Raw genomic sequence first — 15,827 nt, forward strand, 5'->3', positions numbered from 1 at the left:
GGCCCCTTGGGTGTCAATGGATTATAACCCCAGGGTCCATTCCGGCCTCCTGGACCCGGTCTGGGCAGGTCGGAGGGATCGAGTTGCCGGCCTCAGAAGATCCGTCCAATCTTGAGGGTCAGGATCCGGTTGCGGCCGCCGCGCTCCTCGATTCTGACGACGCCATCTTCGAAGACGAGAATTCCGGTTCCGGCATAGTCGGCCGGAATCTCCAGAAGGAACCCGGCATACCTGAAAGCCTGGCTTTCGTCTGCATCGATGTAGCGGATGAGCCGGCGGTCAAAGATCCTTCCCTTCTCCACCAGGGCCGGTTCCGGCTGGTGCAGGCCGGTGGTCCCGAATTCGAGGCCGCGGTAGAGGATCTTCCCGTTCTCAAGGTGGGCCCAGTGGCTCACCCAGGGGTAGTCCTTGGTCGACCAGAGATAACCGAGGAGCAGACCTTTGTCCGGATTGGCCGCCGTGATCCAGCCGACCGGCTCTTCGATGATGTAGGAAACCACCCAAGGCACGGCGCTGGGGTCCAGATGGCGCATGTCCACCTCAGTGCCGGAGGGACTCAAGGCCGCCGGCCAGCGGACTTCGGGGTCCTCGGGATTGGGCAGGGGCGTCGCTTGCATGAACCCCCGGGTGCCATTGCAGTCGACGATGGTCGAAGGGCCGAGGAATGGTGCCGCGATACTCGGATGCTGGACGCAGTTGTAAACCCGACCCAGTGGCCGGGTGTTGATGATGGTCTCCGTGACCACGAAGCAGGACTGATCACCAATCAGCGCGACATCGCGATCGACCCGCAGACCCGCCATCGGGAGAGTCGCGGACAATCGGGCTGTCGTGCGATCGGCTTCTCCAGCCGGTGGCGGGTCAACGTGCCACCAGACGACTGAAGCCTCTCCGTGTGGGCCCATCCCGTGGGCTTCCTCGGCAGGGGTGGCGGGTCCCCATCGGTCAAGGCAGAGGAAGTGACCCATCCCCCGCGGATCGGGTGTCGGCGGCAGTTCCGGGGTCGGACCGAGGCTCCAGGAATCCCAGTTCAGCGGGTTGAGGTCGCTGTCCGTCAGGGTGAAGGAGGCGATCGATCCGCCGCCCAGATCCGTCACCAGGCGGGCCCGGGCGTTTTCCAGAATCAAGGAAGGTCGCGGATCGGAAGCGTTCATGTTCGTCGGGATGGAAGCGGCGGTCAGGGCGAGGAGAAAGGGGACGCTGCGCATGAGTAAGTGAGGTTCGGGGTGACTGGATTGTGAGATCAGGACAGGCCGGCAGGCAATCCCGATTCCCGCTTCGATAATGGCCGAGGCAGGTCTTGTAGAGGCGTGGCTCCGTCTTCGCCTGGCCAGGCTCAGGCACGCAAGTGACGCGCTCGGGTGAGCGTCCGCTTTCCCGGTTTATGGCATGGAAAATCGAGACTGGCCGTTCCTCTCGTATGCGTAAATTCTCATGCCCGAAATGCGTCGTCCCAATCTCATCTTCATCCTGACTGACCAGCAACGCTGGGACACGATCGGTGGGTGGGGATATTCCCATATGTTCACGCCCGCGGTCGATTCGCTGGTTGAGGGTGGACTGTCCTTCACCAATGCGCATTGCCCGGGAGCGACCTGTGTGGCTTCTCGTGCGGCGATCTTCACCGGCATGTATGCCCACAATACGGGCGCTTACGCTTTCAAGAATTGGGGGCACCAGCCGAACTGGGTCGAGGATCTCGCTCGCGTCGGCTACCATTGCGCCAACATCGGCAAGATGCACTTCATCCCGCGCGACGTGCCGGGCGGCTTTCATGAACGGGTCGTCGTGGAGAATCCGACCAATCGCGCGGCCGAAAACGGTCAGCCCGATGATGATTGGGGAAAGTTTCTCGCCGCGAACGGACTGAAGCGCCCCAACGGACGCCACCGAACCGATCCGCAGTGGAAGGCGAAATTCCAAGGGGTGCCCTGGGAGTGGGATGAGCGTTTTCACAGCGACGCCTTTGTCGGCGACTCGGCGGCGAATTGGATCCGGAGACGGCCGGTTTCGGATCAGCCCTTTTTCCTCGAGGTCGGCTTTCCCGGTCCCCACGAGCCCTGGGATCCACCGCAGTCCTGGGTTGACCGGTACGCGGACTGTGTCCTGCCGGTTCCGGTCGATTTTCCGTGCACCCTGGAGGGTCGCCCCCCTCATCATAGGGCGACCAGGGAACACCATGCCAAGACCGACCACGAATCCCGTATTGCCATGCCGGAGGCTGAACTGGAGGACGTGATGCGGATGCGGCGGCACTATTATGCCAAGATCTCCTTTGTTGACCACCAGGTGGGCAAGGTTTTGTCGGCCCTCGAGCAAGCTGGTCATCTGGAAAACTCAATCGTTGTCTTTGCCTCGGATCATGGGGAGATGCTTGGTGATCATGGCTCGGCCTACAAGTGGCTGATGTTCGAGTCGGTGACCCGGGTGCCTTTGGTGGTCAGGGATTTTCGAATGCCGACTGCCGGGATCCGCACCGATGATCTGGTTTCGCTGATCGATCTTGGGCCGACATTCCTCGACCTGGCCGGGATTCCCGTGCCGACGCGATTGGAGGGGCGCTCGCTGCGACCCTACCTTACGGGGGAAGGTATCGAACCCAGGGAGGCTGTCTTCTGCGAGGACAACTACCTCGTCATGATGCGCAAGTCGGTTGACAAGATCGTTCATACGATCGGCGCATCCTACGGTGAGTATTACCGGCTGGACGAGGATCCCGGGGAATGCTGCAACCTCTGGGATAATCCGGAATGGGTCGAACGGCGAAAGGCCCTCCAGATCGAGCTGTTGGATTGGCTGGCTTCCAGCGCCTACCACAACGGAGGTTTCAAGACAGGTGAATCCGTCCAGGGAGGTGGCGATTACCCCATCCGCTGGCATGCCGACGGCGACGCCCGACTCCACGGAGCGAATTTCCGCCCGAAGGGGCATCGCTTTCACTGACAGGGTTGGGACACGACTTGGCCGCGTCTTCCTGGCATGGCTCCATTCCCCTGAAGGGACCCTCTTTTTGAAGAGGGCGCGCGCAAGACGCATCGCCACAGTTTCAAGCTCCTGAGGAAAATTCTCTGGATTCGCTGATCCGAATCTCGGTCCAGCCTCGCATGGGTGGATGATGAAAATGCATTTGCCGGTTCACAGGTGGCTTTCAACGGCCTTGGTCGCCGTAATCCTCAGCGGTTCGATGACGGGCTGTTCGGTCAAGAAGATGTCGGTCAACATGATCGGCAATGCCCTGGCGGGAGGGGGGACGACTTTTGCCTCCGACAATGACCCGGAATTGATCAAGGCGGCCGTGCCTTTCAGTCTGAAACTGATGGAGAGCCTTCTGGCCGAGAGTCCGGAACACGAGGGCCTGCTCTTTGCCACGGCCAGTGGCTTCACCCAATACAGCTACGCGTTCGTGCAGCAGGATGCGGACGAGCTTGAGGACGTTGACCTGGCGGCCGCCCTCGAGCTTCGGGCCCGGGCCCGGCGCCTTTACATCCGGGGTCGGGATTATGGATTGCGTGGTCTGGAGGCACGACACCGGGGTTTTGCCGCAGCACTCGCCACGGATCCGGAGGGAACGGTCCGGCTCGCCGAGGTGGATGATGTGCCGCTGCTCTACTGGTCGGCCGTTTCCTGGGCCGCCGCCATTTCGGTCTCCAAGGATGATCCGGATCTGATCGCGGATCTGCCCCAGGTCGAGGCGCTGATCGACCGCGCCATGGTCCTGGACGAAGCGTTCGATTTCGGAGCGATCCACTCCTTTCTGATCACTTATGAAATGAGCCGGCCGGACGGGCAGGGCGACCCGACAAGACGGTCTCGTGCGCAGTTTGCCCGTGCGGTTGAACTCTCGGGCGGAGGGCTGGCCGGACCCTATGTGTCCCTGGCGGAGGCGGTCACGGTCCAGGAACAGGATCGGGAGGAATTCGAATCCCTCCTGGCCCATGCCCTGTCGATCGACCCGGATGCGCGGCCGGAGTGGCGCCTGGTCAATCTGATCATGCAGAGACGCGCGCGCTGGCTGCTGTCCCGGAGCGACTCACTCTTTCTGTAGGCATAACCAGGATACAAAACACAAGGGAACGATGAAAGACAAACGACTGTTTCTAACGGGGTTGGTGCGCTTTGGCCTTTTGTCGGCCGGTGTCCTTGCCTCCGCCCTGATCCTCTCGGCGGCCGACCGGCAAAAAGTCAATCTCGGGACCCTGGCTCCGCGGGGTTCCATCTATCATCAGGCGCTTCAATCGATGGGCGAGCAATGGCGCGAGGCCCCCGGTGTGGAGGTGCTGTTGAACATCCACACGGATGGGAGGCTGGGCGGGGAGGCCGACATGGTGCGTCTGATGCGCAACGGCACCCTGCAGGCGGGACTCTTCACCGCGGTGGGTCTGTCCGAGATCGAGCCGGGAGTAGCCGGACTCCAGAGCTTTCCGATGGCCTTCCGCGATCTCGCCGAAGTGGATTACATCAACGAGAAGCTGGGCCCGATGCTGGAGGAGCGTCTCGCGGCCAGGGGTTTCGTGGTGCTTTTCTGGCTGGACGCGGGCTGGGTGCGTTACTTTTCGACCGTGCCGCTGGCCGGCCCGGAAGACATGAAGCGGATGAAGACGTTTGTCTGGGCGGGAAACCCCGACCAGGTCGACATGATGAGGAAGGCCGGCTACAAGCCGGTCGCCCTGGAGACGGCCGATATCGGCAGCGCTTTGCGCACCGGTCTGATCGAGGTGGTGCCCTCGCCGCCGATTTTCGCCCTTGCGACCCAGATCTATCGCCCGGCGCCGCACATGCTGGAGTTGAATTGGGCGCCGCTGGTCGGTGCGGCCATTGTCCGCAAGGATGTCTGGGACGGCCTCGCGCCCGAGGCACGGGACTATCTCCGGAGCGTGGCCAAGGAATCCGGTTTGAAGATCAAAGCCCGGAGCCGTCAGGAGAGCAGTGAAGCAGTCGCGGCGATGCAGGAACGGGGTTTGGTGGTCCATGCGGTGTCGCCGGAAATGGAGACGCAGTGGCGGGCGGCGGCCGAGGTCCTGTATCCCGAGATCCGGGGAACCCTCGTCCCTGCAGATATTTTCGATGAGGTCCTTCGGCTCCTGAAGGACTACCGGGAGGGTTCTGCGATCCGATGAGCTCGCTGGTGCTGACGTCGGGGAGTAGCGGAGCCGCCGGCCGCGAGTGGATCGGGTGGCGTCGGTTTCTGACTTTCGGCGAGAACCTTGCCCTGGTGGCCGTCTTGCTGGCGCTGGTGGTCCTCCCTTTGCTGGAAATGGTGCTTCGCCGGTTTGATTCCGGCGTTTCCGGCTCGATCTCGTTTGTGCAGAAATTCGCTCTGGTCGTGGGGATGATCGGCGGAGCGATCGCCGCGAGAGAAAACCGGCTGCTTTCGCTGTCCACCTTCACCACCTTCCTGAAAGGCAGGGCGCAGTCCGTTGCCCGTTTCTTCAGCTACTCGTTTTCGGCGGTTCTCTGCGCTTTTCTGGGATTCGGGAGCCTCCAGTTTGTCTTGAGCGAGCGATTGGCCGGTGGAGTCATCGCCTACGGCATCCCGATCTGGATCTTTCAACTGATCATGCCGGTGGGGTTTGCGGCGATCGCCGGCAGCCTGATCTGGCACTCGGCGCAAAGCTGGAAGGGGCGAAGTGTCGGGCTGTTGTCTGCCCTGGCCGTGGTCGTGTCGGTCATGGTGCTGCCACTTGAGCCGGCCCGGATGGTCTTGCCCGCCCTGATCGGGTTGTTGGTGGCGACGTTCCTGGGGGCGCCCATTTTCGCTGTTCTGGGAGGAGTTGCCCTGATTCTTCTCTGGGGTGCCGAATTGCCGATCTCGTCGATCGCGATCAAGCACCACTCCCTGGTTGATCAACCCCTGCTCCCGACTCTTCCTCTTTTTACTCTGGCAGGCTACTTCTTGGCGGAAGGCGGTGCCTCCCGTCGGCTGGTGGCGGTCTTTCAGGGTTGGTTCGGACACCTGCGCGGCGGCCCGGTTGTCGCATCGGTTCTGGTCTGCGCATTCTTTACCTCGTTCACCGGTGCTTCGGGGGTGACGATCCTTGCTCTGGGCGGGCTCCTCCTGCCGGTGCTCATGCGGTCGGGCCTGACGGAGCGGCGAGCGTTGGGGATTCTGACCGGCTCCGGTTCGCTCGGCATGCTCTTTCCCCCCTGCGTGCCTCTGATCGTCTACGCGATGGTGGCGGGAATCATCTCGGCAAATCTCGGGGTGCCTGTCGACATCAGCATCGAGAAGATGTTTCTCGGTGGGATCGGGCCGGGAGTGTTGATGGTCGTTCTGGCAGCCGGATTGGGTTGTCTTCAGTCGCCTGCGATCAAGGTTGAGCGACCGAAGTTCGATCTGAGATCGGCCTGGGCGGCGCTGTGGGAAGCCAAGTGGGAATTGATGCTGCCGGTCGTCGCGCTCGTGCCCTTCTTCACGGGGCTGGCCGTCCCGATCGAGGCGGCGGCGCTCACCGCCTTCTATGCCCTGTTCATCGAGACGTTCGTCTATCGCGACCTCCGTGTGTTCCGCGATCTTCCCCGGGTCATGACGGAATGTGGACTCCTGATCGGAGGCGTCCTGCTCATCCTCGGTGTGGCCATGGGGCTGAGTTATTACCTGACCTTTGAGATGATCCCGGATCAGGCGGTCGACTGGGTACAGGCCAACATACACTCGAAGCTGGTCTTCCTGCTGGTCCTGAATGTCTTCCTTCTCCTCGTCGGCTGTCTCATGGATGTCTTTTCTGCGATCGTCGTGGTGGTGCCGCTCATTCTGCCGATGGGCCTGGCCTTTGGAATCGATCCGGTTCACCTCGGCATCATCTTTCTGGCGAACCTCGAGCTTGGCTACCTGACCCCGCCGGTGGGCATGAACCTCTTCCTTTCATCCTACCGTTTTGACAAGCCGGTGCTTCAGGTTGCCCGGTCCGTCATCCCGATCCTGCTTGTCCTCCTGGCCGGGGTCCTCGTGATCACCTATTTTCCGGCGCTCACCACTTTCCTGCCGGGGCTGCTGGACTGATTTCCGACGGTCCGTTGAGTGGACGGGGAAATCGTTGACCTCACGCCGGTCATCGCGGATGAAGGGAAACATGTCGTCCTGCCCCCACGATCCTTTTGAAAGGGCCCGTATGGAGAAGGGCGTGCTCGCCGCTGATCTGGACGGTGACACCATCCCGATGATCCTCAGGCACAAGGACGTCCGCGAGGCTTCCCGAAACTGGAAAGTCTTCAGCTCGGATGCGCCTTTCCGCGTGCCCATCCCCTCGGAGGAAAAGAACCGCAGTGTCCGGCAGTTGCCGATTGAGACCGATCCTCCGGAACACACGGAGTGGCGCGCAATCGTCGAACCGTTTTTCCGCCGACCCAAGGATCCGGACTTCATTGAAAAGATGAGTCACCTGATCGGTCGGCTTGTGCAGGAAACCTGCAGACGAGACCGCATCGAGGTGGTTCGCGATTTTGCATTGCCGCTCCAATCGCGCGCCCTGACTCATCTTCTAAATGTGCCCGAATCGGAGGCCGAGATCTGGATTGGCTGGGCTGTGCACGTTTTCCGTGACGGTGAAGACGGTGAACCGAGAGGGATGGAACTGGAGGACTATATCCACGCGCAAATCGACCGGGCGGCGGCCCATCCCGGCGACGATTTCTTCAGTGCATTGACCCGTGCCGAATATCGCGGGCGCCGCTTGAGCCGGGACGAAATGGTCGGGTTTGCCAATCTCACGTTTGCCGGCGGCCGCGATACCATCATCAATACGGTCGCCTGGATTGTTGCCTACGTGGCGGAGCATCCGGAGGCGCTGGCTGCTTTGCGGGACGATCCCAGGTTGATTGTGTCGGCCTCGGAGGAGTTTGTGCGCGTCATTTCCCCCCTCACGCATATCGGCCGGGTTTGCCCGGTTGATACGGAGGTGCACGGTTTGAAAGTGAAGGCGGGAGAGCGCGTCTCGCTCTGCTGGGCGTCGGCCAACTTTGACGAATCCGTTTTTGACGCTCCCCAAGAGATACGCCTCGACCGCCGGCCCAATGCGCACATGGCATATGGCAGCGGGCCGCATCTTTGCCTCGGGGCATTCCACGCCCGTCTGATCATCCGCACGCTATTGCAGACGCTCTGCGACCGGGTCGGCTCGGTGACGATCCTGGATTTCGAGGAACGCGCGCCGAGCGAGGCGGACTTTCAGCGCAGTGTCGGTTATGAGTCACTGACCGTCCGGATGACCGGGCGCTAGATCCACCTTTCCACCGCCGGGATCCGCACCCATTCCGAACGGGATTGTCCTGCGACGCGGGAACGGATTTCCTCTTGTTCCATGAGCAAGGTGTGCCGTTGTGTCCTGAACTCGTTTTTTTCAGTGTGTTTTGGGGGCGCTTTGGCCGCCGCGGATTATCGCGTGGCCGGTGACCTCGACTCCCCACAAGTGTTGTTTGGACTTGAGCGCCTCGAGCGGGCGGTCAAAGCACGGGGTGACCGGGTGATTCCCGGTTCCGGCAGCGGCGGCCCCGTCAACCTCAGGATTTCCATCGAACCGGGCGGTCCGCAAGATGATCCCGAGAGCTATCGGATTGAGGGTCCGACCGACGGCGGGGCGCTCACGATTCATGCGGTCGATTCGCGCGGCGCGATGTATGGCCTGCTCGATCTATCGGAGCAGCTCCGCTCGGGGGTTCATCCTGACGAGATCGTGCCGGTCTCGAAGACCCCTGCCACCTCTTTCCGCGCGATCAAGTTCAACCTGCCCTATATGTCTTATCGTCGGGGTGAGGCACTTGAGGTGCACTGGGACACGTGCCGCGACCTGGGCTTCTGGGAGTCGTTTCTCGACATGATGGCGGAGAACCGCTTCAACGTCCTTACCCTCTGGAGCCTGCATCCCTTTCACTACATGATCCGGCCGGAGAGCTTCCCGGAGGCCTGTCCGTTCAGCGACGAGGAATTGGCCGAATGGAAGGCGATGTGGACCGGCCTCTTCCGGATGGCGAAGGAACGGGGAATCGAGACCTATCTGGTCAATTGGAACATCTTCGTCTCCCCGGAGTTCTCGAGGGCGCATTGGGCCGCCGACTACAGTCAGGAGTGGCAGATTTTCGGGGCAGGGGAGACGAGCGACCTGATCGAACGCTATACCCGGGAGGTTGTCACCCAGGTCATCGATGAGTATCCCGACCTGACCGGTCTCGGAATCACCCTGGGCGAGCGGATGGGCGGGATGGACGCCGATCAACGCCGGACCTGGCTCGAGCGCACCTTTTTTGCGGGGATGAAGGAGGCCGGCCGAAAGATCAAATTCCTCTACCGGGCCCCCCTGTCGGCCAACAGTGGTTCGGGCGGTTCGACCAGCAGGGAGAACGACCTGAAAACCCGTCGCCAGATTGACGGGATGGATTTCGTCGAGCCCCCGGTGTATGTTTCATTCAAATACAACTGGTCGCATGGGCACTCTTCGCCCAAGCTCTATATCGTCCACGGCGGAGAACTCTCCGATGCCTACTGGAACCCGGTTCCGGAGAATCACCGGGTGGTCTGGACGATCCGGAACGAGGATTTTCACTTTCTGCGCTGGGGCCAGCCGGACTTCATCCGGCGACACATCAAGGAGGCCAATATCAGGGAGTATGTCTCCGGCTACATGATCGGCTCCGAGATGTACATCCCGGCCTTTGACTACATCACGGCGCCCGGTCCCCACAAGACGTGGCGCTACGCGTTTGAGCGCCAATGGCTCTTCTACTCGACCTGGGGGCGCCTTCTTTTTGACCCCGCCACGCCGGATGCTTTCTTTGAGATGGAGTTGGAGGAGCGGTTCGGTCCGGGTGTCGGGCCGGATCTCCTGAGGGCGTGGAAGATGGCCAGTGATGCCCCCCTGCACTTCGCGTGTCAGTACGAGGGACACAACGACCACTCGCTTTATGCCGAGGGGTTCTGCACCTGGCAGGAGCATGTCGATTTCATATCGGTCGACCGTCTGATCGAACGTAAAGCGCTCGATGAACGCTACATGAATGTCCGGGAGTTTGTCCGGGGAGGTGAACCGATCATTCCCGGGATGCTCCCGCCGCCGGTCCTCGCCGATGTGCTCGACGGTAATTCCCGGGATGCAATGGCCATCGTGGGGCGTCTTCGAAGTGCCGGTCCAATCTCACCGGTTCTCGCTGCCGAGTTGGCCGATATCGAGGCCTGGGCGGACTATTCGGCCTATTTTGCCGCCAAACTCCGGGGTGCGGTCGCCCTCGAGCGTTATCGGCAGAAAGGCGGAGAGGCCGACCGGGTCGAGGCGGTGAATCATCTGGAATCGGCGGCTTTGCATTGGGCTGCGCTGAGCGACGCCGCCAGTCGCTACAATCACCGGGAGCTTGCCTTCCGGACCTATGACCGTGTCCGCTTTTCCTGGGCCGGACTGCAGGATGCGGTCAACGCCGATATCGAGATCGCCCGCCGGGCGGCTCCCGGTGTCTCGCCGGCGTCGGATCAATAAAGCGAAAACTGTCTGCGGGAAGTCCGGTCGCCCCGGTCGCTTTCGGCGGTCCGAACCTGCCGGAGCTCATCCACCCCGGTCTTCGCGCGGTGGCGAAGCAACCTGCACGGTATCGGCCTCACGGTGACGCAGCGACAGGTAGAGGATCCCGGTAATGAAGGCGAGAGCTGCCAGAAACATCAACGAGGCGTTCCAACTGAAGGTCTCAGCGAGCAGCGGCATGATCAGGTTGGCGCACATTTCACCGACGATGTATCCGAAGAGGCCGACAAAGCCGACCGCCACCCCCGCGGTTTTCAGGGAGACAAAGTTCAGGGTCAGGATGTTGACGATGAGCTGGGGGCCGTAGATCAAGGTCCCCATCAATCCCGTACAGATGAGCAGCAACGGGTAGCTCTTGTTGCCCATATAGAACAGAACCAGCCCGGCGAGGAGAGCCAATCCCGCGAACCCGACCACGGACTGCCGGTTCGGCAGGGCGACCGACAGCCACGCAAAGAAGAACGAGCCGGGGATGGCAATCCATTCGAGACTGCTGAAAGCCATGGAATACTGTGCCTGGCTGAATCCCATCTCGGTGCCGAGAAAGGCGGGCATCCAGTTCAGGATGCCGAAGCGCAGGAAGTAGAGCAACGCGTTGATGCAGGCGACGGTCAGGACGACGCGATTGGTGAAGACATCCTTTCTGATGATCGCCCAATAGGAGGTGGTCGCCTCGTGATGGATCTGGGGCGTACCGGCCTCGCCGTAGATATCGTCGAGGGTCGGCAGGCCTTCCTTGTCCGGGCGGTCCCCGCCGATTTTCCAGAAGAGAAAACTGATCGCCAGGACGACAGCGCCGGGGACCCAGAAGGCGACGGCGAGGTTCCCGGGTCCGGTCCATGCCAGCAGGCCGGTGATGATGAGCGGCAGTCCCGCGCCCCCGAGATTCTGGGAGGTATTCCAGATCGCGATGCCGGAGCCGCGCGTCTTGTTGGGGTACCAGTTGGCGATCATAGTCATCGACGCCGGAGCGAGGGCCCCTTGAACCATGCCCAGCAGGAGCATCGCGACGAAGAGCAATGGAAGGCTGCGGATGAATCCGATCCCGATGCAGATTCCGGCACTGACTCCAAGCGCGAGGGAGAAGGTCTTCCGCAAGCTGGTGCGATCAACCACCATGCCCATGAAGAACCTGCCAAACCCGTAGGTAATGGTGAAGGCGGTCAGGATCAGGCCTACCTGGGTGAGACTCCATCCGTTGGCCAGGCGCATCTCCTCGCTGGTCAGTTTGAAGTTGTTGCGCACGAGATAGGCGCAGACGTACCCGACGTAGGCCACGAGGAAGACGATCTTCCGCCGCGCGAGGTAGCGGGCGAAGGTTTCGGGGCGCTCGCTGCGAAAGGCCTCGGATGCATCCGGGCCTTCGGCGGCGTGGTCGGATCGATCAGGCTTCATTCAGACAAGCGGGAGAGAGGGTCACGAAGGACGGGGGCGGGTGGAGGGTGGGGTTGGATCCCGATACCTCAACATGAAACACCGCAATGGTATCCCGCAATCACCAAGATCGCGGTCGGATCAGGTCCCGGATCCGCGAAGGGCGGGCGATTCACCCCCATCTCACAGATTGACTCGGCTGCCCGGAATGGGCCTAGTGTTTGAACATGCAGCCGTTCCACTATCACGCCCCGGGAACGATGGTTGAGGCAGTTTCCCTGTTGGCCTCGGCACCTGAGGATTCCAAGGTCATTGCGGGAGGTTCGGATTTGCTGGTCCAGATGCGCCGCGGGAGTCTCCACCGGTCCCATGTCGTCGATGTGAAGCGGATTCCTGAGTTGAGTGAACGCACCTTCGACCCCGGGGCCGGGCTGCGGTTCGGGGCCGCCGTTTCGTGTGCCGTGCTTTGTGAAGATGAACAGCTCAGACGCCATTATCCGGGGTTGATTGATGCCTTTTCCCTCATTGGCGGGGTGGCCACCCAGGGGCGGGCCACGATCGGCGGCAACGTCGGCAACGCCGCGCCGAGTGCGGATTCCATTCCTGCCCTGATCGTGCATCGGGCGACCGTGCATGTCGTCGGCTCAAAGGGATCGCGGACGATTCCCCTCGATCAGTTCTGCAAGGGGCCTGGCACCCATGTTCTCGCCTCCGATGAGATATTGGTATCGTTCCACGTGCCGGCGCCGGCTCCATCCTCGGCAGGCGCCTACCTCCGCTTCATTCCGAGGGGAGAAATGGACATCGCGGTGGCCGGAGTTGCGGTCTGGCTTCGGCTGGATGGCGATCAGATCGCTGAGGCGCTCATGGCTCTTGCCTCGGTCGCCCCCATTCCCTTGCCGGTGCCGGCGGTCTCCGAGTTTCTTGTCGGGAAGAAACCGACGCAGGACCTTCTTGCTGAAGCTGCGGTCATCGCGTCCAATGCTGCCCGACCGATCACCGACCATCGGGGAAGCTCTGAGCAGAGACGTCACCTGGTCAAGGTGCTGGCAACACGTTCGATGGAGACGGCGCTCAGACGAATCAGCGGAGGAGGGCGATCATCATGAACATCGCATCCCTGCCCGTCCGCTGCACTCTTAACGGTGATGCCACCGAGTTCCTATGTCGACCGCACCAGAGCCTGTTGGAGGTTCTGCGGGACGTACTCGGTCACACCGGCTCAAAGAACGGATGCAGTGATGGCAACTGCGGCGCGTGTTCGATCCTCCTTGAGGGCCGCCTCGTCAACTCCTGCCTTGTCCTGGCCGCGGAAGTCGAAGGAAAGACCATTGTGACCGTCGAGGGACTTGCGGAAAAAGGACGCCTGGACGTCATTCAGCAGGCCTTCATCGAAGAAGATGCTCTGCAGTGCGGGATCTGCACGCCGGGCATGGTGATGGCCTGCCGCGCCCTGCTCGACAGGCATCCGGATCCGACGGATGCGGAGATCCGGCTGTGGCTGGCGGGAAATCTTTGCCGCTGCACTGGTTACGAAACCATCATCCGGGCGGTGAAACGGGCGGCGCTCATCCAGGCAGGCGCATCGGGTGATTCGCTTCCGCCGGCGGCCACCACCGACCCATCGAAGCTGGAGAATTCCATAATCGGCAGTCGGCCGCCGCGAAAGGATGGTCGGGCCAAAGTGACCGGAGCGGCCATCTACGGGGCGGACTTCCATCAAACTGGCGCGTTGGTCGGACTGGTGCTGCGGAGTCCCCACGCCCACGCGAATATCCGGTCCGTCGACACCTCGGCTGCCGAATCCCTTCCGGGCGTCCGTGCCGTCATCACGTCACGGGACCTGCCGCAAAGCGAGGACCTGATGGCGCGACTCGGCGAATCGGTCGAGAATTACCGGTTTCTCTGCGACAATACCCTGGCGTCGGCGAAAGCACTCTACGTTGGTCACCCGATTGCCGCCGTGGCGGCGGTCAACGAGGACGTGGCCCGTGAGGCTCTCGCCCGGATCAAGGTCGACTTCGAGGTACTTCCGGCCGTGACCGACGTTCGCGACGCGATCGAACCGGGTGCGCCGCTCCTGCATGAAAACCTTCGGACTGATGGGCCGGACGGGATGGCGGAGCAACCGAGCAATATCGCGACTCACTCGCGTCAGATCAAGGGCGACCCGATTGCCGGGTTTGCCGAAGCCGACCTGGTCATCGAACGGGAGTACCGGATCGAAACGGTCCACCAGGGCTATATTGAGCCGCAGTCCACGACTGCGGTCTGGAATGCAGAAGGGCAAGGATCGGTCACCGTCTATACGACCACGCAGGGTGCCTTCGACATGAGGGGACAGATTGTCCAGATGCTGAAGCTGCCCGAGGACCGGGTTCGGGTGGTTCCGACCGAAATGGGCGGTGGTTTCGGCGGCAAGGTCCGGGCCACGCTCGAGATTCCGGCCGTCATGCTTTCACGCAAATCCGGCCGGCCGGTGAAGATGACGCTCAGTCGGACGGAGGTTCTTCTTGGAACCGGACCATCTCCCGCCGCCTTTGTCCGGGTCAAACTCGGGGCGGCAAAAACCGGGCGGCTGGTTGCCGCGGAAGCGTCCCTTTACTATGAAGGGGGCGGCTATCCCGGGGCCATGATCGGAGCCGGCGTCCAGAGCATCCTGGGAAGTTACGATATCCCCCATGCGCGCATCGATGCCTACGATGTGGTCGTCAACAAACCGATGGTGGCGGCCTATCGCGCGCCCTGCGCCCCCCAGGCGAGTTTCGCGGGTGAACAGGCCATCGATGAGATCGCCACTGGACTGAAGATCGATCCGTTGCAGTTCCGCCTCATGAACACGGCGTTGAACGGGACGGAACTTGCCAATGGTGTGGTCCATGCCGGCATCGGTTGCCGTGAGGTTCTCGAAGCCCTGCGGGATCATCCGCACGCTCGCAGCGAATTGACCGGGCCTCATACCGGCCGGGGTGTCGCCGTGGGGTGCTGGGGCAACTGGGGGGCCCGTTCCAGCTGCAAACTGGACGTTCTGGCCGATGGGACCGTCAGTTTCGTTACGGGATCCGTTGATGTCACCGGGACGCGGACCAGCCTGGCCATGCAGGTGGCGGAGGTGCTGGAGATCCCGCTGGACCGGATCCGGGCTCGTTTCGGCCATACCGACGAGGTCGGGTTTGCCAATACTAGTGCGGGCAGCCGGACTACGGTGGCGACGGGGGTGGCCGTTCTTCGGGCGGCGGGGCTGGCCTTGGACGCCATGAAACAGCGGGCCGCGACTCTTTGGGACACCGTCCCCGGGAACGTGACCTACTCCAGTGGACGGTTCACCTTGACCGGCCGATCGGAAGCCATCGCCTTCTCCGACCTGGCGGCGAAACTCCCGGACACCGGTGGAATCATCTCGACGGTTGGCGATGTGAACGTGGAAAAGTGGGGAATTGCCTTTGCCGCACACATGGTCGACGTGAAGGTGGATCCGGAGACCGGCAAGGTTGAGATCCTGCGCTACACCGCCGTTCAGGACGTGGGCCGCGCCATCCATCCCTTGCAGATCGAGGGTCAGATCCGGGGAGGCGTCGCCCAGGGGATCGGTTGGGCTCTGTATGAGGGTTACGACTACAACGCGAAGGGCCAGATGATGAACGCATCACTTCTTGATTACCGGATGCCGACGGCCATGGATGTCCCTTCCATCGAGACCGTCATCATCGAGGTGCCATTTCCCGACCATCCCCTGGGGAGCAAGGGGGTGGGCGAAGCCCCGATCATCCCCCCGCTCGGCGCCATCGCCAATGCGATTTTCAATGCGACCGGCCGGCGGGTCACCCATGCCCCCATGACATCGCGGCATGTCCTCGAGGCACTCGACGTCATCGAGCCACTGACCAAAAACGGCCGAAAATGAAGAACGCGATTGAATGGTCTCCTGTTCGACAGGAAATGAACCAGTCG

10 protein-coding genes are annotated in these 15,827 nt (G+C 61.9%); 8 read left to right on the forward strand and 2 right to left on the reverse strand.

All coding sequences use genetic code 11. The features are described 5' to 3' along the window. Positions 1–92: 92 nt before the first annotated feature. The gene (locus R3F07_03845; GenBank protein ID MEZ5275496.1) at positions 93–1,208 is read right to left on the reverse strand and encodes a hypothetical protein; all 1,116 of its coding nucleotides are present in this window, start codon (positions 1,206–1,208) and stop codon (positions 93–95) included. A gap of 235 nt (positions 1,209–1,443) precedes the next feature. On the opposite strand from R3F07_03845, the gene R3F07_03850 reads away from it, so the two are divergent. The 6 genes from R3F07_03850 to R3F07_03875 all read left to right on the forward strand — a co-directional run bounded on the left by R3F07_03850 (position 1,444) and on the right by R3F07_03875 (position 10,460). Beyond that, the gene (locus R3F07_03850; GenBank protein ID MEZ5275497.1) at positions 1,444–2,943 is read left to right on the forward strand and encodes a sulfatase-like hydrolase/transferase; all 1,500 of its coding nucleotides are present in this window, start codon (positions 1,444–1,446) and stop codon (positions 2,941–2,943) included. Positions 2,944–3,157: 214 nt separating this feature from the next. Continuing rightward, on the forward strand, positions 3,158–4,045 hold the full coding sequence (locus tag R3F07_03855; protein ID MEZ5275498.1) for a TRAP transporter TatT component family protein: 888 nt from the start codon (positions 3,158–3,160) through the stop codon (positions 4,043–4,045). 31 nt (positions 4,046–4,076) lie between these two features. After that, a complete protein-coding gene (gene dctP / locus R3F07_03860) occupies positions 4,077–5,117 on the forward strand; it encodes a TRAP transporter substrate-binding protein DctP (GenBank protein MEZ5275499.1) in 1,041 nt (346 codons plus the stop codon). Next, positions 5,114–7,000 (forward strand): TRAP transporter large permease subunit, encoded by a 1,887-nt coding sequence (locus R3F07_03865; GenBank protein ID MEZ5275500.1) that lies wholly within the window; start codon positions 5,114–5,116, stop codon positions 6,998–7,000. Before dctP ends, R3F07_03865 begins: the two co-directional genes overlap by 4 nt. A gap of 70 nt (positions 7,001–7,070) precedes the next feature. Further along, entirely contained in the window at positions 7,071–8,216 is a 1,146-nt protein-coding gene (locus R3F07_03870; protein MEZ5275501.1) for a cytochrome P450, read from the forward strand. Positions 8,217–8,405: 189 nt separating this feature from the next. Continuing rightward, complete coding sequence (locus R3F07_03875) at positions 8,406–10,460, forward strand: hypothetical protein (GenBank protein ID MEZ5275502.1); 2,055 nt, start codon at positions 8,406–8,408, stop codon at positions 10,458–10,460. 66 nt (positions 10,461–10,526) lie between these two features. Here R3F07_03875 and R3F07_03880 read toward each other — a convergent pair whose 3' ends face one another. Continuing rightward, a complete protein-coding gene (locus tag R3F07_03880) occupies positions 10,527–11,897 on the reverse strand; it encodes an MFS transporter (protein MEZ5275503.1) in 1,371 nt (456 codons plus the stop codon). A 206-nt stretch (positions 11,898–12,103) separates the two neighbouring features. Between R3F07_03880 and R3F07_03885 the strand changes: the two genes are divergently transcribed. Both R3F07_03885 and R3F07_03890 read left to right on the forward strand, forming a co-directional pair. Beyond that, the gene (locus R3F07_03885; protein MEZ5275504.1) at positions 12,104–12,985 is read left to right on the forward strand and encodes a xanthine dehydrogenase family protein subunit M; all 882 of its coding nucleotides are present in this window, start codon (positions 12,104–12,106) and stop codon (positions 12,983–12,985) included. Beyond that, positions 12,982–15,780, forward strand: a complete 2,799-nt coding sequence (locus tag R3F07_03890; GenBank protein MEZ5275505.1) for a molybdopterin-dependent oxidoreductase — start codon at positions 12,982–12,984, stop codon at positions 15,778–15,780. Before R3F07_03885 ends, R3F07_03890 begins: the two co-directional genes overlap by 4 nt. Positions 15,781–15,827 lie beyond the last annotated feature (47 nt).

Source organism: Opitutaceae bacterium, from assembly GCA_041395105.1.
Classification (GTDB): Bacteria; Verrucomicrobiota; Verrucomicrobiia; order Opitutales; family Opitutaceae; genus B12-G4.